The 19,318-nt window shown below is 59.9% G+C and carries 17 protein-coding genes; 5 read left to right on the forward strand and 12 right to left on the reverse strand.

The window, feature by feature from the left end; translation table 11 throughout:
• Window positions 1–10: 10 nt before the first annotated feature.
• From H8L67_RS01395 to ttcA, 5 genes are all read right to left on the reverse strand, one after another.
• On the reverse strand, window positions 11–541 hold the full coding sequence (locus H8L67_RS01395) for a GNAT family N-acetyltransferase (RefSeq protein WP_220380022.1): 531 nt from the start codon (window positions 539–541) through the stop codon (window positions 11–13).
• 20 nt (window positions 542–561) lie between these two features.
• On the reverse strand, window positions 562–1,398 hold the full coding sequence (locus tag H8L67_RS01400) for a GGDEF domain-containing protein (RefSeq protein WP_220380023.1): 837 nt from the start codon (window positions 1,396–1,398) through the stop codon (window positions 562–564).
• A gap of 91 nt (window positions 1,399–1,489) precedes the next feature.
• Complete coding sequence (locus H8L67_RS01405) at window positions 1,490–2,272, reverse strand: M48 family metallopeptidase (protein ID WP_220380024.1); 783 nt, start codon at window positions 2,270–2,272, stop codon at window positions 1,490–1,492.
• Window positions 2,272–3,192, reverse strand: a complete 921-nt coding sequence (locus H8L67_RS01410; protein ID WP_220380025.1) for a recombination-associated protein RdgC — start codon at window positions 3,190–3,192, stop codon at window positions 2,272–2,274. Before H8L67_RS01410 ends, H8L67_RS01405 begins: the two co-directional genes overlap by 1 nt.
• Window positions 3,189–4,067 carry a tRNA 2-thiocytidine(32) synthetase TtcA gene (gene ttcA, locus H8L67_RS01415; RefSeq protein ID WP_220380026.1) on the reverse strand — a complete coding sequence of 293 codons (879 nt, stop codon included), beginning with the start codon at window positions 4,065–4,067 and terminating at the stop codon, window positions 3,189–3,191. The genes H8L67_RS01410 and ttcA overlap by 4 nt, the downstream gene beginning before the upstream one ends.
• A gap of 49 nt (window positions 4,068–4,116) precedes the next feature.
• Here ttcA and H8L67_RS01420 point away from each other — a divergent pair, with 49 nt between their 5' ends.
• Complete coding sequence (locus H8L67_RS01420; protein WP_220380027.1) at window positions 4,117–4,323, forward strand: YdcH family protein; 207 nt, start codon at window positions 4,117–4,119, stop codon at window positions 4,321–4,323.
• A gap of 22 nt (window positions 4,324–4,345) precedes the next feature.
• Here H8L67_RS01420 and plsB read toward each other — a convergent pair whose 3' ends face one another.
• The 4 genes from plsB to H8L67_RS01440 all read right to left on the reverse strand — a co-directional run bounded on the left by plsB (window position 4,346) and on the right by H8L67_RS01440 (window position 11,022).
• Window positions 4,346–6,976 carry a glycerol-3-phosphate 1-O-acyltransferase PlsB gene (plsB, locus tag H8L67_RS01425; RefSeq protein WP_434063419.1) on the reverse strand — a complete coding sequence of 877 codons (2,631 nt, stop codon included), beginning with the start codon at window positions 6,974–6,976 and terminating at the stop codon, window positions 4,346–4,348.
• A 53-nt stretch (window positions 6,977–7,029) separates the two neighbouring features.
• Window positions 7,030–8,016, reverse strand: coding sequence for a hypothetical protein (locus H8L67_RS01430; RefSeq protein ID WP_220380029.1), 987 nt, complete (start codon window positions 8,014–8,016; stop codon window positions 7,030–7,032).
• Window positions 8,017–8,043: 27 nt separating this feature from the next.
• Window positions 8,044–8,982 carry a 5'-nucleotidase, lipoprotein e(P4) family gene (locus H8L67_RS01435; protein ID WP_220380030.1) on the reverse strand — a complete coding sequence of 313 codons (939 nt, stop codon included), beginning with the start codon at window positions 8,980–8,982 and terminating at the stop codon, window positions 8,044–8,046.
• A gap of 63 nt (window positions 8,983–9,045) precedes the next feature.
• Window positions 9,046–11,022 (reverse strand): UvrD-helicase domain-containing protein, encoded by a 1,977-nt coding sequence (locus H8L67_RS01440; protein ID WP_220380031.1) that lies wholly within the window; start codon window positions 11,020–11,022, stop codon window positions 9,046–9,048.
• Window positions 11,023–11,083: 61 nt separating this feature from the next.
• Here H8L67_RS01440 and H8L67_RS01445 point away from each other — a divergent pair, with 61 nt between their 5' ends.
• Window positions 11,084–11,722, forward strand: coding sequence for a thymidine kinase (locus tag H8L67_RS01445; protein ID WP_220380032.1), 639 nt, complete (start codon window positions 11,084–11,086; stop codon window positions 11,720–11,722).
• Here H8L67_RS01445 and H8L67_RS01450 read toward each other — a convergent pair whose 3' ends face one another.
• From H8L67_RS01450 to mutM, 3 genes are read right to left on the reverse strand one after another with little or no spacing between them, the layout of a single operon-like run.
• Complete coding sequence (locus H8L67_RS01450; protein WP_220380033.1) at window positions 11,723–14,551, reverse strand: serine/threonine-protein kinase; 2,829 nt, start codon at window positions 14,549–14,551, stop codon at window positions 11,723–11,725.
• A gap of 5 nt (window positions 14,552–14,556) precedes the next feature.
• Window positions 14,557–15,138, reverse strand: a complete 582-nt coding sequence (locus tag H8L67_RS01455) for an ECF-type sigma factor (protein WP_220380034.1) — start codon at window positions 15,136–15,138, stop codon at window positions 14,557–14,559.
• 42 nt (window positions 15,139–15,180) lie between these two features.
• Window positions 15,181–15,993: a bifunctional DNA-formamidopyrimidine glycosylase/DNA-(apurinic or apyrimidinic site) lyase gene (gene mutM, locus H8L67_RS01460; RefSeq protein WP_220380035.1), complete on the reverse strand. Its 813-nt coding sequence runs from the start codon at window positions 15,991–15,993 to the stop codon at window positions 15,181–15,183.
• A 123-nt stretch (window positions 15,994–16,116) separates the two neighbouring features.
• Here mutM and H8L67_RS01465 point away from each other — a divergent pair, with 123 nt between their 5' ends.
• From H8L67_RS01465 to H8L67_RS01475, 3 genes are all read left to right on the forward strand, one after another.
• Window positions 16,117–16,428: an EF-hand domain-containing protein gene (locus H8L67_RS01465; protein ID WP_220380036.1), complete on the forward strand. Its 312-nt coding sequence runs from the start codon at window positions 16,117–16,119 to the stop codon at window positions 16,426–16,428.
• An 80-nt stretch (window positions 16,429–16,508) separates the two neighbouring features.
• Window positions 16,509–17,873, forward strand: coding sequence for a M16 family metallopeptidase (locus H8L67_RS01470; RefSeq protein WP_220380037.1), 1,365 nt, complete (start codon window positions 16,509–16,511; stop codon window positions 17,871–17,873).
• Window positions 17,870–19,315 (forward strand): M16 family metallopeptidase, encoded by a 1,446-nt coding sequence (locus H8L67_RS01475; protein WP_220380038.1) that lies wholly within the window; start codon window positions 17,870–17,872, stop codon window positions 19,313–19,315. The genes H8L67_RS01470 and H8L67_RS01475 overlap by 4 nt, the downstream gene beginning before the upstream one ends.
• Window positions 19,316–19,318 lie beyond the last annotated feature (3 nt).

The raw sequence follows: 19,318 nt of genomic DNA on the forward strand, positions 1-19,318 counted from the left end.
GCATGCGTCGTCAGTCGGACAGGCGATATCGCTTTTTCGTGCGCGCCGACCATGGCCCTGTGTACGTCCCGATGAAACGTCCGCCGCAGCTTTCAATCACTGCTTGGGAGGCGAGGTTGTCTTCGTCGCAGGTGACGATCAATTCGGCGATGCCGAGCTCGCGTGTGGCACGGTCTGCGGCATGTCGCAACATGGCCGATGCCACGCCCATGCGGCGGTATGCGGGCAACACGGCATAGCCCACGTGGCCGGCATAGGCTTCGAGGGCCGGCGTGAGCCGATGGCGCAGACTGTACCGACCGATCAACTCACTGCCAAAGAAAGCAAACAGCAGGGTCGTCGGTACTTCATGGGCGCGCAATCTTGTGCCGGACTTTCGCACTGCGATCCACTCGAGATAGTCGTACAGGCCCATTCCGGACTGCAGGCCCTGGAAGAATGTCGGGTTGTCGTGTGGCACTTGTTTCAACGCGCGCAACAATGCGTCGCCGTCGTGGGCCGCCAGCGGGCGAAGTTCGAATGGCAGCGGTTTTGCGCGCATCAGAACCACAGGGTTGAAGCTCAGGCGGCCGCCAGATTCGCGACGTGCTCGAAAGCTGTGTGCGCCTTGCCGTCGTGTTTGGCGGTATACATGAGCGCGTCGGCTGCTTGGGTGGCGCGTGCGATGTCCTGTGGCGGCACCGCGTAGGAGACCACGCCCATGCTGAAGTCGATCCCGTAGGCCTCCTTCAGGCCGCTTGCGTCAAATGCCTTGCGGACACGGGCATCGTAAGCGCGCGCGGAAGCTTCGCTGGCATCGGCCAGGATCACCATGAACTCATCACCGCCCATGCGCGCCACGATATCCGACGAGCGCGAAGCATCATTCAACAACCAAGCGAACTTGCACAGCACGTCATCGCCCACCGCGTGCCCCTTCGAATCGTTCACTTGCTTGAAGCCGTCCAAATCGATCACCGCCACGGCCAAGGGGCTGCGCCTTCTCACGGCCAAAGCACGCACAATGTCGTACTTGCTGCGGAATGCTCGGGCGTTATTGAGTTGGGTCAGGCCATCGCGCATGGCGATGGCGGTCAGCGCATCCAAGGAGTTGCGCACCGTGAGGATAAGGTTCGCCACCAATGCGAACGTAATCAAGCGCAGCATCACGTTCCAATACGGCGCAAGCAGGCTTTGGTATTCCTTGCCGGTCAGTTGTTGGCAGACCAACCAACACACGGCGGAAATCAGCACCATGGCCGTGGTGATGTTCTTGTTCGTATACCAAGCAGCGATGGCGATCGGCAGCAGGTAAAACGTGAAACTCGAATACTCGGCGCCGGTGAAATAGTCGAGTGCGGTGATGCAGACAAGCAGTACCAACATCGACACATAGGGCAGTGATGCATGCCGTTTCATGATTTGATCAATAGCCGCAAACATCGGCGAAGGTTAGCACCGACCCGTGTACGCGGCTTGAAACGCGCGGGTGCCGCTCGGCGCCCGAACCTCAGGCGATGAAGGCTTTGAGTGCGGCCTTCATGCCACGGCCATGGGTGTGAAGGAACGCCCGTTCGTCCTGCCATTCGGGGAAATGCTTTTCCACTTCGCGCCAAAAAGCAGGAGAGTGATCGTGATGGCGCATATGGCAAAGCTCATGCACCAGCACGTAGCGGAACGCGTCGGGGCGCCCCAATACCAGCGACAACTCCAAGGCCATGACCCCGCGACTGCTCATCGAGCCCCATTGCGTGCGCATGATTTTGTAGCTGATCCGCACGGGGGAGTGGCCCGTGGCCTCTGCCAGTGCTGGCAACCAGCGCCCGACATCGGCGCGCGCTTCGTTCAAATAGAAATCTCGGAAGGCACGTTTGAGCGTGGCCGAGGCAGGGCCCTGCGTTGCGTCCCCTCGAACCTGTACGTGCACCGTCGCGTGTTCACGCCAAACCTTGTCGGTCTTGCCGTGCCGCCATGCAATGGAGAGGTGTTCGCCACGCAAAGGCAGGTGCGTGGTTTCGAATAGTTGCACTGGGGCCCTGTCCGGCGCCGGCATCTTGTCCAAATGCTCTCGGATCCAATCCAGATGGGAGAGGATGAACTGATCCACCGTACGTTCGGAGACGCGCGGCGGCACGGTGACCCGAACGCCTTCATCGCCGACGCTGAGTCGCAGGCGACGTGCGCGCGCGTGGTGAGTGAATCGCACTTCAAAGGCACGCCCGTCTTTAAACGCGTAGCTGGCCTCGGTGCGCTGCACCTTGTCCGGATGTACGCGAAGCAGGCGACTGAACATCAGTGCGGCGCGTCGTCCGTGTGCAGTGCGAACGCCTGTTGCATGACCTGATAAAAGCGACGGAACTCGCCCGACATCAGCGCGAAGCGGGCATCCATTTCCGCGCGGATGTCGTCGCGCTCGGAGCTTTCCAATTCCGAGACCGCGCCTTCCAGCAGTTTGAATTTGCGCACGATCAAGTCATCACCGAGCACAAAGCGCATGTGATCGTCCAACGTTAGGGCCAATCGTGCGGTTTGCTTGCCGGTGGCGAGATGCGTGTCGATTTCTTCGCCTTCCAGTTCCATGCGCTGCACTTTGACAATGGCGCCTTGGTCGGCGGGGTCGCGCAGTTCGGCTTCGTCCCCAAGGCCCAAGCCCTCCGGCAAAGTCTCGCCGGCAATCCATGCCGTCAGCACACCACGCGGCGCGTTGTCTCCGGCAATCGGCAAAGCCGGAAAACTGCCCAAGGCCTTGCGAACCAAAGACACGACGCTCTCCGCCACTTTTCGGGACGTAGTGTCGACGGCGATCACTTTCAATTTCAAATCGATCAAGGCGTCGACGCGCGAGGGGCGGATGAAGGCACGCGGCAGCAATTCGTTGATCAGATCCTGCTTCATCTGCGTGCGCAATTTGCCGCCCGGACGCCGTCCCTGCGCCGCTTCGAACTCGGCTAACTTCTTCTGCAATTGATCATTCACCACGGCCGAAGGCAGCAAGCGCTCTTCGCTTCCGACCGTGATCCAAATGGCGTCATCAATGCGATGCGACAAGCCATCGGCTTCATCCGCGGCCACGCCGAACGGCGATACAAAGCCTTGTGAGGCCACGTCTTGCGGGCCTACCGGCTTCAATGCGGCTTCTTGCAGGGCGGTGTCGAATGCGTCGAATTTGATGTGGGCGGGAAAGCTGTACAGCGTGATATTGCGAAAAATCATTCGGAAGTGCCTTCACTGGCAAGCCAGGCATGCGCATCGGGTAAATCCCCCGGCTCTGCGCGCCCCAGGTTTGCGAAATCAAATAGGTGGGTGTCGGCCAATTGCGACGGCCGGATGTCGCCCAGGGCACGCGCCATGGTCTCGATGCGGCCGGGGCTGTTGCGTTCCCATTCCTGCAGCATTTTCTTAACTTGCACGCGCTGCAAATTTTCTTGCGAGCCGCACAAATTGCAGGGAATGATCGGGAACTGTTTGGCTTCGGCGTGAATCTCGATATCGCTTTCCCGCACATAAGCAAGCGGGCGGATCACGACATGTTTGCCGTCGTCACTCAACAGCTTCGGTGGCATGCCCGAGAGTTTTGCGTGGAAGAACAGGTTCAGGAAGAACGTGTTCACCATGTCGTCCCGATGGTGCCCTAACGCGATCTTGGTGAAGCCGTGTTGCTCGGCATAGGTGTACAGGGAGCCGCGACGCAGGCGCGAACACAGCGAGCACATGGTCTTGCCTTCTGGGATCACCCGGCTGACCACCGAATAGGTGTCTTGCTCAATGATGTGAAAATCCACACCGATCGAACGCAGGTATTCGGGCAACACGTGTTCGGGAAAGCCCGGTTGCTTTTGGTCCAGATTGACAGCGGTGATCGAGAACGACACCGGCGCTTTCTTTTGCAGTTGAAGCAAGATGTCGAGCAGCGTGTAGCTGTCCTTGCCGCCGGACAGGCAGACCATGACTTTGTCGCCTTCTTCGATCATGCCGAAATCGGCAATGGCACGACCGACCTGATGGCGCAGGCGTTTGGCAACCTTGTCAGCTTCGCGCTTTTCCGGCTTGGATCGCGTATCGAGGAGGTGAAGGGGTATGCTGCTCATTGGGTATATTTTACGTGTGTGTGGACGTTGAGACGGAGCGGGGGCCCAGATGAGCGTGTTGCCACCGGATGAAGTGTCCTATCGGCTGGCGCAACTGCGGTTGCAACACCGCGATCTGGACGTCGCCATCCAGCGATTGCAAGAAGACATTCGTTCCGACGAGATGTCGTTGAAGCGCCTGAAGAAGCGCAAACTTCATTTGAAAGACTGTATCGCGATTCTCGAGTCGGCTCTGATTCCCGATCAGCCGGCCTGAATGGCGAGCTTGACCGTTGGCGTTATTCCGCCACGTGTTCCGGACTCACCTTTTCCAAGGCATGGCGCATTTCCCGGCCCAAGATCACTTTCGCATCCTTGGCCCAGGTTTTCAGCCGGTCATCAAACAAAAGACGGCTTTGATCATCCGGCCAGACCAAGCGCATTTCGCGCAGCTTCTGGATGAAGCCGCGGAACAGTGACTTGTCGAAAAATTCCGGTGCGGCCGGCGAATACAGCAAAGACAAACGTTGCGCCGCCAAGTGGCAAAGGCTTTCCAATTGCGTTGCCGTCAATGTGCCGGGACCGTTCTTCGCCAAGATGGAAATCGCGATGTAATAGCGTTCGAAGGCCTGTTGCAGCGGATGGCCCAACGCACGCAAGCGGAACACCTCGTCCGATTCTCCGACGCCCCGGTAGAGCACAGGTCCGTTTTCGGATTCGCCTTGCTCCAACAAGCCTTCGCGGATGAATACTTCGAGGAAGCGTTCCAGTCGTTCACCGAACTCTTCGTCCGTCCATGGCAGGAACAGCTCCTGCTGCAGGAACGGGTACATGCTCTTGCCCAAACGCACGGCGGTGGCGCGCGCCAAACGCCGGTTGTGGTGAAAGCAGCTCGCGATCCAAGCCACGGTGGTGAACAGGTGCAACACGTTGTTGCGGAAATAGGTCAGTTGGATCGCTTTGTCTGCGTCTTCAATGCGCAGCACGTCACCCAGCGGATGTTTGACCCGGACGATGACGTTGATTTCTTCGCCATGGGCAATGATTTGCTCCGGTGTGTGCGGCGTCACCGTGATGCGGTCGGAATACGGCAATTCCTGCAGCAGACGTTGCGACAAACGGATCTGGTCGATGAGGTCGGTCTCGCTCATCGAGTTCTTCGGCGTCGACAACAAGGCCAATGCCAGCAGGTTGATCGGATTGACGTCTGCCGCGCGGTTGATGTTGATCATCACCTGGTTCGACAGCTCGGCGATGGTGGTGCTGAGCCAGTCGGGGCGATCACTTTCCGCCACCGGCTTGCCATCCCAGTCTTTCGCGTGTTCCGCCAGCACATCGTTGAGTCGGATCGGCTCGCCGAAGTTGACCACAACTTGGCCGTAGTTGCTGCGCAGCACCTTGGGAATGCCCGAGATCAGCCCGAAAATGGATTCTTTCTGTTTCGACTTGCCCGACAGCTCGTCCTTGTAGCTGTTGCCCTCCATCAGCTTTTCGTAGCCGATGTAGACAGGTTGGAACAACACCGGGCGCACCGGCGCACGCAAATAGGCGCGAACGGTCATCGAGATCATGCCGCCCTTGGGTTGCAGTAATCGGCCGGTGCGCGAACGGCCACCTTCGATGAAGTACTCGATGGGGTAGCCGCCCGCCACCAACTGCGCGACATATTCGTTGAAGACATCGGAGTACAAGGCGTTGCCGCGGAAGCTGCGACGGATGAAGAACGCGCCGCCTTTGCGCAAAATCGTGCCGACAACCGGCAGGTTCAAATTGATGCCTGCCGCGATATGCGGGGGAACGATGCCTTCGCGGAACAACAGATAGCTGATCAGCAAGTAGTCCATGTGGCTGCGGTGGCAGGGCACATAGATGATTTCATTGCCGGGCGCGACGGCCTTCAGTTTTTCCAGATGGTGAACCAACAAGCCGCGATAGATGCGGCTCCAGACCGGCTGCAAAATCAGGCTGGCCGAGCGCACCACGGTGTGTGAGTAATCGGAGGCGATTTCCCACGCATAGGCATGCGCTTTCTTCCAGGCCTCGCCGACCTTCGAGCCATCCCGGCGGGCTTGATCTTCAATGGCCGAACGCACATCGGGTGCGGACAGGACGTTGTCAATCAGCAGACGACGGGTGGACAAGTCGGGACCGACCACGGCGGCGCGCACACGGTTGAAGTGCGTACGCAGCACGCGCGACAACTTGCGCACGGTTTGCGCTTCCGGAAGACCCTCATCGGCAATCGTGCGCAGTTCGATCGGCGGCGAAAAACGCACCAAGGTATCGCGGCCGTTCAACAGCAATGAGAGGAAACGACGGAAACGCCCGACCAATTGCCAGTTTTCGGAGAACAACACCGAGAACCAGCCTTTTTGTTTTTCCGGCGCCCGACCGACGTAAATTGACACTGGCACCAACAAGACATCCAAGGTCGGATCCGCACGGTGCGCAGCAATCAAACGCGCCAAAGACTCCGAACGGTTCTTGCCGTGTTTCGGATGTTCATTGCCGGTGGCGATCTCCATCGCGCGCTCGAGCGTGCCACCGATATTGCGGCGGGACAGGGCGAGATACGCGCGCTTGCGACCCACCGGGTCGTGCGGCAGCGGCACCAGCGGCGAGGGCATGCCGGATTCACGTGCGGCGCGCTCAAGTATCAGCGCGTTCGACATGCCGTAGTCTTCGAGCACATAGACGATCGGCCGATGGTCCGGCGATACGCTCAAGACATCGTCAGGCTCAATTTTCAGTTCGACCCATGGCGCCATCAGACGCCCGAAAATTTTCGCCCAGAGCGGGCGTTTGCGTCCTAAACGCGACGCAGCGCGCACGGTCACTTCGTCGCCGGGTTTGGGCGACGGTGGCGGGGCGGACGGCTGGGAACCGCCGTCCGAAAATGTGAATTGGGTCTGGTCAGGCATTGGGCGAATTTTAGTGGCTATTGGCCACAAAATCGTTCAGGACGCTGAATGTTGAACCGCGGTCATGGTTTTGCGGTCGGCGCCTGCACCGGTTGGCCGTTTTGGTCGACCAACACCGGCTTGTCGATTTTCACCTGCGGCGCGTTGATGGCTTTTTCCGCCGACGTGAGCAAACCGCTGGTGTACCAGAGCCCGTCGCGTCGTTCGACATCGACGTCGGTGGACACCGAATTGCCGGCCACGCGGTAGGTGACGTGGACGCGCGCGTGATCCGCATCCGATTCGTCGTCGGAACGTGACACCGTGACGCTGCCGAGGATGTCGTCCAATGAAAGTCCGTATTTGCGCAACGCATCCTTCGATGCCGCAAACAGCGGCGACAGCGCACGCAAGCTGCCGCGCATGCCGGCCTCGCGGATACCGTTCTCATCGCGCAAGCCGCTTTCGCGGGCGGCTGCCACCAAGAGATCAATGCTGTCGTGGCCGATTTGCTTGTCGCCCAGCGGCGCTTTCTCCGCCCAAGTGCCCAATGCCACGATCAAGGCGGCGTAGTGCGCGCGTTCTTCGGTCGTGTAGTCGCCTTCGCGTTGCAAATAGCGCACCGCGAACAGGCCTAGGCCGCGTGCGGTTTGGTGCAAGGCGTTGGTTTGTCCGGCCAAGGATTTGTCGAAACGCGCCTTCAAGGTTTTGTCGGCGTTGGGCGCGGTGAGGGCACCGAGCACCGGCACCAACTTGTTCGACAGCGGCAACTCGGTCAGTGGCCAACGACTGCGCCCTTCGCGCCACGCAAGCTCAAGTCGCGTCGCCATGATGGGCGTAGTGGCCAAACAGGGGATGCGTTCCAGGTCGTTGCTTTGCAAGGCTTGCATCATGTTCTGAATGGCGAGCTCAGGCGTTGCCGCACCTCTGCAAGGTGCCGAGGTGTGTTTGACCGGCGTGTGCGCGTTCGCATCCTGCGCAGGCTTGCTGCAAGCGACCAAGGCGGTCCCAAGCAATGCCAGCGCTACCAATGCGCGTGCGCGATACACGCGCTTTCCCCAATTCCCCATGGGTCCGACTCTGAAACGGATCAGCCTTTAGTTTTGCACATCCAAGGCATCACGCTTCATTTTGCGGCGCGTTTCCGCCGGTTGGTCCCATGCGTTATTGAACAATGCCGGCTCCCAGCTGCCGTAGCTCGGATTCGGCAACATGAACCAGCGTTCGCCGAACCAGCTGTCGTATTTCGCGGCCAGTGCGTCACGTGCATCCGGTGCATTGGAAATCACTTGCACGAAATCGCCGAGTTGGTCGCCGAACTGCATGAGCACGCGATAGCTTTGACCGGCGTGCATACGGCGGCAGAGTTTTTCAGAGCCGTTCTGCTCGCAATCTTTCACGAAGGTGCCCAAGCCCAGGAAGACGGAGTCGTCTTTCACCGGGTAGCCCAAGGCCTTCAAGTTGGCGATGGTGGCGTCTTTCAAATGCGTTGCGCGATTCGAAACGTACAACACCGTGATGCCTTTCTTCGCAGCGGCCTGGGTGAATTCGACGGCGCCTGGCACCGCTTTGGCCTTCTTTTCGGCAACCCATTGGTCCCAAGTCAGATCGTCAAAATCCTTACCGTTGCGGATCAAGCGTGCTTGGTAGGGCGAGTTGTCGAGCACCGTTTCATCCACGTCCAGAATGATCGCGGGCGGCAAACCTTTGGCGGAATTCTTGCGCTCGTCTTCGACCAGCGCATCACGATCCTTGGCCTGCAATGCGGCGTCCAGTTGCTGGGTGGCGGCGCGATAAATGGTACGCGTGACTTCGCGGTATTCGGCAGAGCGTTGCATCCAGACGACGGCATTCAAATTGTCGTGCGGCCCGTCGGTCGCCGCCGCCGGTGTTTTGTCTGCCGGGGCGGCTGCCGTTGCTGCTGACTTGTCTTGGGGCGCCGGCGCCGTCGCCGAGGGCGCGGTTGGCTTGCACGCAGACAGACCCGCCAAGGCGATCACGACCGCGCTGCACAACACTAGGGAATTGGACTTCATGGAAACGACTCGACGACTGAAACCATCGAGTCTAACGCCGGCAAGTGACGAATTGAATGCGTTTCAGCGGCCCAACATCGCCCGAATATTCGCCAAGGCGTTCTCACTGCGCTCCTGGCTGCGGGCCTTGTCCGCCTCCGGATCCAAACCGTCGCGATGCAGCTCGGCGGCCGGCAGCTCCTCGAAGAACCGTGACGGCAATCGGGTGACGCGTTCGCCCCATTTTTTGCCGCCGCTGGCATAGGACATCCACAGTTGTTCCTTCGCCCGCGTGATTGCGACATAGAGCAAGCGGCGCTCTTCTTCCAAGCGTCCTTCTTCGAGGCTCGCTTCATGGGGAAGCACGCCCTCTTGCATGCCGATGATGAAGACGAAGCGGAACTCCAGACCTTTTGCAGCATGCATGGACATCAAGCGCACTTGATTGCCGGCGTCGTCTTTGTCGTTTCGGGAAAATAGCGCCAACTGCGATGCCAAATCGGCAATGCCTTGCCCCTTGCCCCCTTCGAACCAAGAGGCCAGTTCCTCGACGTTGTTCTTACGAAGCGTGAAGAGCTGTTCGTTTTTGCATTCGCTGCGGATCTGGGCGAGCAAACCGCTGCGTTCGGCGATATGACGGATGACTTGATCCGGCGGATGCTGCGTCGCGTATTGCCGCAACTGATGCAAAGTTTCGTTGAACTGGTCGAGCGCATTGCTGGCGCGGGTCGGCAATTGCTGGAGCACCGATATCGACGCAATCGCATGCGCCATCGACAAATGCTTGTTGCGCGCAAGTTCGGACAATTTCGCCAACGTGGTTTGCCCGACGCCGCGGCCGGGCGCCTGCACCGCACGCAAGAATGCGCTGTCATCGTCCGGGTTCACCATCACCCGCACCCACGAGAGAATATCCTTGACCTCTTGCCGTTCGAGGAACGCGGTGCCACCGCTCAAATGGTAAGGAATGCGCAGCATCTGCATCGCCTTTTCCATCGCACGCGATTGATGGTTGCCACGGAACAAGACGCAGAAGTCACTCCACGGCGCGCCGTGTTTGGTCGCCATGAATTGGATTTCAGCGGCGACTTTCTCCGCCTCGTGGGCCTCGTCATTGCATTCCCACACGCGAATGCGCTCGCCGTCCTTGGCCTCACTCCACAACTGCTTCGGGTGCGTATGCGGATTGTTAGCAATCAGGGCGTTCGCGGCACGCAGTACCCGGTTGCTGCAGCGATAGTTTTGCTCGAGCTTGATCACGCGCAGCGACGGATAGTCTCGCGCCAGCGTGTCGATGTTTTCCGGGTTGGCGCCACGCCATGCGTAGATGCTTTGGTCGTCATCCCCCACGCAGGTGAACTGTCCTTGTTCCCCGGCGAGGGCTTTCAGCAAGCGGTACTGCGCATCATTGGTGTCCTGATATTCGTCCACCAACACATAGCCGATACGTTCACGCCATGCCGCGCGTGCCTCGTCATCGGTTTCGAGCAGATTCAAGGGCAGTCGGATCAAGTCGTCGAAATCGACCGCGTTGAAGGCCTGCAGACGTTCCTGATACAGCGCATACCAATGCGCGCCTTCTTTCTCGCGCGTGCTCTTGGCATAGGCGGCCGCTTTCTCGGGCGACAGGGCCAAGTTTTTGGCCTTTGAAACGAGGTTCATCGCGCCGTACAAGGCGTCCTTGTCGGCACCCGGCATCAGGTCTTTGAACTGCGCCATCACATCGTCGGGATCGAAGATGGAAAAACCGCGCTTCAAGCCCAGCTTGGCGTGGTCGATTTGTACGATGTTGAGTCCCAGCGCATGGAAAGTGCAGATGCGAACGCCCTCGGCGGCATCGCCACGCACACGCTTGGCCAAACGCTCGCGCATTTCCCGTGCGGCCTTGTTGGTGAAGGTGATAGCGGCGATACGGTGTGCGGGGTAGCGACCCTTCTGCACCATTTGCGCGATCTTTTCGATGATGACGCGCGTCTTGCCGCTGCCCGCGCCGGCAAGCACCAGAAGGGGACCCTCGGTGTGGCGAACGGCTTCTTGCTGTGGAGAGTTCATCCCTTGCATCGGGCTATTCTCCCCGCAACCGTCGCGCACGGTAAGACTTGTCTGCGGCTAGAATCCGTGCATGGCAAAGCTGTACTTTTACTACTCGGCGATGAATGCCGGCAAGACCACGACCTTGCTGCAGTCGGCACACAACTACCGTGAGCGCGGCATGCGCGTGGCGATTCTGACGCCCAGGCTGGATGTGCGGGCAGGCGAGGGCGTGGTGTCCTCCAGAATCGGGCTCAGCGCATCGGGGCTGGTGTTCAATCATGGCTCTGATCTGCTGGCGATGATCGAAGCCGACATACGCACACGGGGGAAATTGAATTGCGTCCTGGTGGACGAAGCGCAATTTCTCACCAAGGCTCAGGTGTGGCAGTTGTCAGAGGTGGTGGATGCCTTGCATGTGCCGGTCTTGTGTTACGGCCTCCGCACCGATTTCCAGGGCGAGCTATTCGAAGGGAGTGCGGCGCTGCTGGCCTGGGCGGACGAGCTGCAGGAAATCAAAACCATCTGCCATTCGGGTGCCAAGGCGACCATGACGGTGCGGGTGGACGACGCGGGGCGTGCTGTTCAACAAGGGCCGCAGGTGCAAATCGGTGGCAACGAGCGCTATGTCTCGGTCAGTCGCGCGGAGTTCAAACGCGTGATGCAAGGCGAAGGCAGTATCGAACCGCTCCAAGCGCCGCTGCCTCTGGAAGACGGCCGCGACGACTGATCAACGGGGCGCGCTGGCGGGATGGGCCACGCTGGGCGGTGGCAACGGGTCGATGCCACATCGCGCCAATAAGGATTGGGTCTCGCGCAAACGCATCGCGCCATCGGGACGTTCACGCTTGATGTCTGTGATCAAAAGTTCGAAGGCTTTCTTACCTTCGGTGTCCGAAGACCGGCACAAGGCATCGGCATCGTAGCTGCGCAGCCGCCAAACCAGATTCGCATCCTTCGGTACCGCCGCGTCGGCGAGACGGGTGGCGATGTCGAGGAGGTCGCGGGTACGGGTGAGTGATTCGGCATTCTTCGCAAGACGTGCACGTGCGTGCAAATTCAAGGCCTGCGCTTTCGAAGCGCGCGCACCGCGCCGACGCAACACCGGGTCCAAGGTTTCAAGCGCGCTTTCGACATCGCCGTCCGCGATTTGTGTTTCGGCAATTTCCTCGACGATGCGATCTTCCACCTCTTTGGAAATCGCGGCGTTCGCATTCGCGAGTTTTCGCGCCACATTGGCGTTGCGCAGCGCGGCAGGATAGTTGCCCAGTTCCCGGAAAAGTGATGCCAATCCCGTCAGCGCTTCCACTTGGGCCGCCGCGTAGTCACTGCGGCCATTGGCCAGACGCACGGCGCGCTGATAGCCCGTTTGCGCCTCGTCCAAATGTCCGAGTTGTTGTGCGGTGGCGGCCATGTCGATCTGCGAGCGAATCGCATCGGCGATGCCTTGTGGGCGACCGTTCAATGCGTTTTGCACGAGCTTGTATTCGCGGGCGGCCTCTTCGTACTGACCCTGTTCCATATAGCCCTGCGCCATCGCCCGGCGCAGCACCACGGTTTGCGGGTGATTGGGGCCCTGCAATTCCAAGCTGTGATCCAAAGCTTCAGAGAACGCGGCGCCGGCGGCCGCATAGTCATGCATCGCCGCTTCTGTGGTGCCAATGCTGCGCAACAAATCGATTGACAGCACGTGGCGTTCGCCGCCCAACGCGCGCAGCTTGGCCAAGGCGTCTTTGAAGCGTTTCAGCGCATCCGGATAGTCCCGCGCGTCGAATGAGAGCGCGGCGAGGTCGGTCAGGTTCTCGACAACGCCGATGTCATCGCCGAGTGCGCTGCGCCGCAGTGATAACGAACGCTCGAAGTAATAGCGGGCAGTGGCGGCATTGCTGGTGCGCAAGCAGCGCGCGTACTGCGAATAGAAATCGGCGACGTGCGCGGGCAGCTGCGCTTGTTCGTTGGTGGCCAGCGTGACTTTGGGCTCGAGAATCGCAATACAACGCGAGGGAAAGCCCAACAACCGTTGCACGCGTCCGGACTGCGTCGCCGCCTCCAAGGTCAAACTCGACGGCGCGTCGGGCACCATGGCCAGCAAGCGTTCTTGTCGCGCCAGAACTTTGGACGCACGATCGTACTGGCCGAGGGCGATACGGATGCGCGCGATCATGGCCAACAACTCGGCATGGGCACGCGGCTGTTTGACCAACTCACGCTCACCGCGTGCTTCCGCGGCATCGATGAGTGTGGCGACGTCTTCGGGCTTGCCCTTTTGCGTCGCATCGGCATTTTCGAACAAGCCCACCATAAAGTTCTGCATCGCCTGCGCGCGTGCCGTTTCACGCACGGCTTCGCTGCGTTGCCACAGGGCGACACCGAGGAGCGTAAGCAACACCGCCGCCAAACCGATGCCACTCAAGATCGACATGCGGTGGCGGAGCAAGAACTTCCGTGTGCGATAGCCGAAACTTTGCGGCCGCGCTTTGACCGGAAGGCCTTCTTGATAACGCGTGAGATCGGCGCTGAGCGCTTCCACCGAGGTATAGCGGTCGGCGGCCTGTTTCGACAAGGCTTTGAGCACGATGTTGTCGAGATCCCCCGACAACTCGCGCGACAAACGTTTGGCATCGACGCGATCCGTCTGCATGACGGCTTGCGAGGGTTTCACCGCTTCCGCCGAAAGAATGGCCTCTTCCCACTGCGCGCTGGACTCGCGCTTCAATCGATAGGGTTTCTTTCCCGTGAGTAGTTCATACAACACGACGCCCATCGAATACACATCGGTGCGCGTGGTGACCGTTTCGCCGCGGATTTGTTCCGGCGCCGCGTAATGCAGGGTGAAAGGCCGCAGTCCGGTGTGCGTGTGCTCGATGACATCATCGCTTTCCTCGAGCAGTTTGCCGATGCCGAAGTCGAGTAAGCGAACTTGCCCTTTGTCGGTGACCAGGATGTTCGACGGTTTGAGGTCGCGATGCACCACGAGGTTGGCGTGGGCATGGCTGACGGCATCACACACTTGTTTGAACAAGTCGATACGGCTGTCGATGTCGAGGTTGCGTTCGCGGGCAAAGACCAACAGGCTCTTACCTTCCACATATTCGAGCGCGAGGTAAGGCACCCCGGTGTTGGCGATGCCGGCATCGAGCAGACGGGCGATATTGGGGTGAGCGAGCCGCGCCAATATCTCGCGCTCACGATTGAAGCGCGTGCGCAGATTGGTATCGGCCAGACCCGGACGCAACAGTTTCAGTGCCAGCGGTATTTGATGCAGACCGTCTGCGCGGTGTGCCCGCCAGACTTGCCCCATGCCGCCTTCACCCAACTTGCCGTCGAGGATGTACGGACCCAAGGTGTCACCGCTTGCCATGCCGGGCGGTGCAGTGACGATCGGCTGGTCGATGCGCGGATCCTCGGTATGTTCATGCGCGAGCATGTTCTCGAGGGCATCGGCCAATGCCGGATCGTTTTCGCGAATGGCGGCCAAGTTCGCGCTGCGCGCCTCCGCCTCCAATTCCAACAGTGCGTCGAGCGCGTCCGACACACGCTGCCATTGCGCGCGATCCATCGTCGTTATTGCCCTTGCAGTTGATTCAACAAGAACATGCGGGCTTTCTGCCAGTCGCGACGGATCGTGCGTTCGGAACGACCGGTTATCTCGGCGATTTGCGGCTCTGACAATCCGCCGAAATAGCGCAGCTCGACCACTTTCGCCAGATGTTCGTCCAAGCCTTCCAGCTGAAGCAGCGCGGCGTCCAGCGACAACACGTCTTCATCGAGCTTCAGCCCTTCGTCGGCAAGCTCCGGCAATTCGTTGATGCGCGCATCGGCTTCGCCGCCACCGCGCTTCAATGCCACCCGGCTGCGCGCGTGGTCCACCACCACGCTGCGCATGGCGGTAGCGGCATAGGAGAAGAATCCCGAGCGATCTGAGAACGACGGCGCATTCGAGCCCACCAGCTTGATATAGGCCTCGTGCACCAGCGCCGTGGGGTCCAGCGTTTCGTCGTCATCGGATTGCCGCAGTTGCCGTTGCGCCATGTCGTGCAATTGCGCGTACAAGGCTTGAAGGACGCGATCCAGAGAAGCGCGATCACCCGCACGCGCAGCTGAGAGCCACTGCGTAATGCCTTCGGCGGAATCGGACCCGTTCATGCCAAGAGGATACCCAATGCCCCGCAGCCTGCGCTGAATTCCCTATTTCTGGCAGTGCGGACACCACACCGAGGCACGTTGGCCGATACGCGCCTGCTTGAGCGCCCTTCCGCAGGTCACACAGTGCTCGCCTTCGCGCCCATAGACCGACAAAGACTGCGCGAAATAGCCGGCGCTGCCATCGGGACTGATGAAATCGCGCAAGGTAGTGCCGCCGCGTTGAATCGCCGCGGCCAAAATGCGCTTCACTTCCCTAGCCAGCGCCTCGTAACGGGCGCGACTGATCGAGCCGGCCGCGCGCAGCGGGGCAATGCCGGCGGCAAACAAGGCTTCGGCGGCATAGATGTTGCCCACACCGACCACGGTGGCTTGGTCCATCAAGAAGGTTTTGACACTGGCTTTGCGGCCGCGTGATCGGGCGTATAGCCAATCGCCATCAAAGTCATCGGACAGTGGCTCGGGCCCCAAAGCGTCCAACAACGGATGCGTGGTGCCCGCCGGTTGCCACAACAGCGCGCCGAAACGCCGCGGATCATTGAAACGGACCACACGCGCATCATCCAGCTGGAAGTCGACATGATCATGCGTGCGCACGGGCGTATCGCCGGGCAAGACGCGCAGGCTACCCGACATGCCCAAATGCAGCACCGCACTGCCAGGCGCGAAATCGATCAGCAAATATTTCGCGCGGCGGCGAATGTCTTGCACCGGTTCGTTTTGAATGGCCGGTGCAATCTCCGTCGGAATCGGCCAGCGCAGATCGGGACGACGCAGCACCAATTGCTTGACCCGACGCCCGAGCATGTGTGGCGCAATGCCGCGACGCGTGGTTTCAACTTCAGGTAATTCAGGCATGGGGACTTGATTCCGAGCGTCACGAGGTCATGATGTGAGTTCAATTGTGCGCTGGGACTTCTTAACGTGTCGCGATCCGTGTTCAACAGGACAAACAGCCTTCAGCGTTGGCTCGTCTGCCTGATGCTGACGGCCCTGTTGCCGTCGATGGCCGCGGCGCAGGTGCGTACAACCAGCGAATATCTCGCCCGCATGGACAGCAATGGCGATGGCAAGGTCCAACTGGTGGAATACCAAAACTGGCTGATCTACGCGTTCGATCAGATGGATGCAAACAAAGACGGTCGTCTGAGCGCGGCAGAGCTGCCGGGTGGCAAAGGCCGGGAACTGCGGCGAGACGAGCAGATGCAGATCTTTGCTGAGCGTTTCAAGCGACAAGACCGCAATCGCAACGGCAGTCTCGATGCCAGGGAGCTTGCCGCACCGCCCCAGTGACACCATGACTGGTGGCAGGGTCTGGCGGCGTCAGACCTGCGCTAATGTGATGGATTCCACACAGCTTCGGGGGTCCCCTCATGCGCAAAACCCTTTTGGCGGTTGCGCTTGCCGGCATGGTCGCGATGGCGCCCGTGTACGCGCAATCCATCCAAGTGCCGAAAATCCAATTCAGCGAACGCGTGCTGGCCAACGGCCTGCGCGTGATCTCGGTGCCGGACAACACCAACCCGACCGTATCGGTCCAGGTCTGGTACGACGTGGGTTCAAAGAACGATCCGCAAGGGCGTTCCGGCTTCGCGCATTTGTTTGAACACATCATGTTCAAGAGCACCAAGAACATGAAGTCCGAACAGTTCGACCGCATGACCGAAGACGTCGGCGGCATGAACAATGCCAGCACCAGTGACGACTACACGAATTACTTCGAGTCGGTGCCGGCAAATCATTTGCAGCGTTTGTTGTGGGCGGAAGCCGAGCGTCTGTCGAACTTGAACGTGGATGAAGCCAACTTCAAGTCGGAACGCGCCGTGGTGCAAGAGGAATATCGCCAAAGCGTCTTGTCGAATCCTTATGGTCGCTTGTTCAATGCCATCAGCACCTATTCGTACACCGCGCATCCCTATAAGCGTTCCACCATCGGCAGCATCGAAGATCTTGACGCGGCCTCGGTGCAGGACGTCATTGATTTCCACAAGACCTATTACCGTCCCGACAATGCGGTGTTGATCGTGTCGGGCAATTTCGATCAAAAGCAGCTGGACGGCTGGGTTGATCAATACTTCGCCTGGATTCCGAAACCCGCCACCGCGATTCCGCGCGTGACGGTGAAAGAACCGGCGCGAACCGCGGACAAGCGCTACACTGTGAAGAGCCCGAGCGCGCCGACACCGGGCGTGGTCGTGGATTGGCTGGTGCCGCCGGCCAACAACGCCGACATGGCTGCCTTGGACGTCGCCTCGGCGTTGTTGTCGCAAGGGGAGTCTTCGCGCTTCTACCAACGCCTTGTTTACAAAGAGCAGGTGGCCTTGCAAGCCTCTGCGGCGTTAGACGCACGCACCGATACGGGCCTGTTTTACTTGCTCGCGATCTTGAACGCAGGCCATCAACCGGCCGAAGCAGAAGCGATGATGTTGGATGAAGTGCGCAAGCTCGCCACCGGTGAGATCAGCGATGCCGAGCTCGACAAGGTGAAAACCCAGGTGTTGACCTCGCGACTCACGCGCATGCAGTCGGCGCAGGGCAAAGGGATGATGTTGGGCTCGGCGCTGATCATCGAAGGCGATGCCTCGCGTGCAAACACGGGTCTTGACGAGTTCCAACGGGTGACTGCCGCGGATGTACAGCGCGTGCTGAAGAAATACGTCCTCGACGGCAAGAAGGTCACGATTGATTACTTGCCCGAACAAACCGCTGCAGCCGACAGCAAGGGAGCCGCGAAATGAAGAAGACACCGTTTGTAGCACGCACACTTGCGCTGTCGATTGCGTTCGCCTGCTCCGCGCAGGCTGCCGACTTCCCGAGCGCGCCGCCTGAAGCCGGTCCGGCGCCCAAAGTGAGCATTCCGACGGCGGTCGAAACCACCTTGCCGAACGGTTTGCGTGTGATTACCGTGACGCGTCCCGGCCTGCCCTTGGTCACCACCAACTTGATGGTGCGCGCGGGTGCGGAACATGATCCGGCAGACAAATCGGGTTTGACCTATTTCACCGGTGAACTGATCACCAAGGGTGCGAAGGGCCGTTCTGCCGCGCAGATCGCCGAAGCCGCGGAAGCGCTCGGTGGCAGTTTGGATGTCACGACCGGTTGGGATGCCAGTGGTGTGGATATTACCGTGGCGACGCCGAAGTTGGATGCGGCCATGGCGCTGATGTCGGATACGGTGTTGGCACCGGACTACGCACAAGAGGAACTGGAACGGCTGCGCACCCAAACGTTGAACGGTTTGAAGCAATCGATGAGCCGTCCGAACGTGGTGTCTTCGCTGGCGCTGTCGCGCGTGGTGTACGGCGCCCATACCTATGGTCACCCCGCATCGGGCACGCCGCAGTCCTTGCCGAAAATTAGCCGCGACGATGTCGCCGCGCAATACAAGGCGATGTGGCGTCCGGACCAAGCCATTCTGTTGTTCGCAGGTGACATCACCCCTGCGCAGGCGAAGGCATTGGCCAGCAAATATTTCGGACAGTGGACTGCGCCGAACAGTTTGTTGCCGACTGCCCCCGCCAAGCCCGTTGCCGGCGGCAAAGGTGCGTTGTGGGTGATCAACCAACCGGGTGCGGGCCAATCCGGCGTGTCGATGGGCGTTCAGGCCACCGCACGCAAAGACAAGGACTACTACGCCGGCACCTTGGCGAATGCGATTCTCGGTGGTTCGTACTCGGCGCGTTTGAACCAGGAAATCCGCATCAAACGCGGGCTCTCCTATGGCGCGAATTCCCGCTTGCAGTCTTTGGCGGCCGGCGGGGCCTGGACCGGTTCTGCATTGACGAAGAACCCCTCGTCGATGGAGGTCGTTGATCTGATGCGCACCGAGGCGTTGCGATTGGGCAAGGAACCGGTGGCTGCTGATGAATTCACGGCCCGTCAAGCCACCTTGACCGGCAACTACGCCATGGGACTTGAGTCCACCGACGGTCTTTCCTCGGTGCTCGGCAATCTGGCCGTGCAAGGCATCGACTTGCAAGAGGCCAACCGCTTCATTGATCGCATCAATGCCGTGACGCCCGCACAAGTCCAAAGTTATGCCGGCAAGTACTTCAAGCCCGGTGGTTTGAACTTCGTGGTAGTGGGTGACACTAAGGACTTTGAAACGAAGATTCCGGCAGGTGCGGTGCGCTTGGATGTGTCGAAGTTGAATTTGGATTCGCCCGACCTGGGCAAATAATCC

The sequence above is a fragment of the Lysobacter soyae genome, from assembly GCF_019551435.1.
Classification (GTDB): Bacteria; Pseudomonadota; Gammaproteobacteria; order Xanthomonadales; family Xanthomonadaceae; genus Solilutibacter; species Solilutibacter soyae.